Below are 1131 nucleotides of genomic sequence, written 5' to 3'. Positions count from 1 at the left end.
GTCATATTCGCCGGCGGGAAGGCTGTACGATCAGGGCAAGACACATTTGTTGGGTGGCTTTTGGGTGACTTTAGAGTGTATGCTCGGGTTATGAGTATCGAAACGATCATCGCCGATGGGTTCTCCGAAACCGCCCGGATGGACATCCACGAGGTGGTGCGGCGTCTCAATACCCATCTGGGCCCGACACTGGTGGCTGCATTGTCCGGGACCAGGGACCGCAGGCAACCGATCCGCTGGGCCAAGCCGGATGGGCCCGCTCCGGGCGCCGACTTCGAGAAACGGATCCGGTTGGCCAGGCGGGTGTGGGTGGCCATCGCCGATGCCGAATCCGACTCGGTCGCACGGGCATGGTTTATTGGCGGTAATCCAAGATTGAGCGAAGACACACCACTGACAGCCATCCGGGAAGACCGCCACCGGGAAGTTGTTGCCGCTTTCACCGCGTTTTTGGAAGATACCTACGACGGATGAGTTCGGCTGCACGGGAGGATGCCGGCACGGGGCTGTGGATCACCACCGGCTGCATCACCGGTTACAGGGTGGCCAGGACGACCTAACGGCGACGGTACAGGCTGCGAATAGAACCGCCGCCGGCGGGGAGGGATTGCCCCGGTCATATTCGCCGGCGGGAAGGCTGTACGATCAGGGCAAGACACATTTGTTGGGTGGCTTTTGGGTGACTTTAGAGTGTATGCTCGGGTTATGAGTATCGAAACGATCATCGCCGATGGGTTCTCCGAAACCGCCCGGATGGACATCCACGAGGTGGTGCGGCGTCTCAATACCCATCTGGGCCCGACACTGGTGGCTGCATTGTCCGGGACCAGGGACCGCAGGCAACCGATCCGCTGGGCCAAGCCGGATGGGCCCGCTCCGGGCGCCGACTTCGAGAAACGGATCCGGTTGGCCAGGCGGGTGTGGGTGGCCATCGCCGATGCCGAATCCGACTCGGTCGCACGGGCATGGTTTATTGGCGGTAATCCAAGATTGAGCGAAGACACACCACTGACAGCCATCCGGGAAGACCGCCACCGGGAAGTTGTTGCCGCTTTCACCGCGTTTTTGGAAGATACCTACGACGGATGAGTTCGGCTGCACGGGAGGATGCCGGCACGGGGCTGTGGATCA

Annotated in this window: 2 protein-coding genes; both read left to right on the top strand. The window is 61.4% G+C overall.

Annotation, left to right across the window (positions count from 1 at the left end; translation table 11 throughout):
- The first annotated feature begins 90 nt into the window (after positions 1–90).
- Positions 91–474 carry a hypothetical protein gene (locus Y707_RS0121945; protein ID WP_026536622.1) on the top strand — a complete coding sequence of 128 codons (384 nt, stop codon included), beginning with the start codon at positions 91–93 and terminating at the stop codon, positions 472–474.
- A 231-nt stretch (positions 475–705) separates the two neighbouring features.
- Positions 706–1089, top strand: coding sequence for a hypothetical protein (locus Y707_RS0121935; RefSeq protein ID WP_026536622.1), 384 nt, complete (start codon positions 706–708; stop codon positions 1087–1089).
- Positions 1090–1131 lie beyond the last annotated feature (42 nt).

This window comes from Arthrobacter sp. H14, assembly GCF_000520495.1.
Classification (GTDB): domain Bacteria; phylum Actinomycetota; class Actinomycetes; order Actinomycetales; family Micrococcaceae; genus Arthrobacter_C.
The sequence above is the reverse complement of the archived record's forward strand: the minus strand, read 5'-3'. Positions and strand labels throughout refer to the sequence as shown.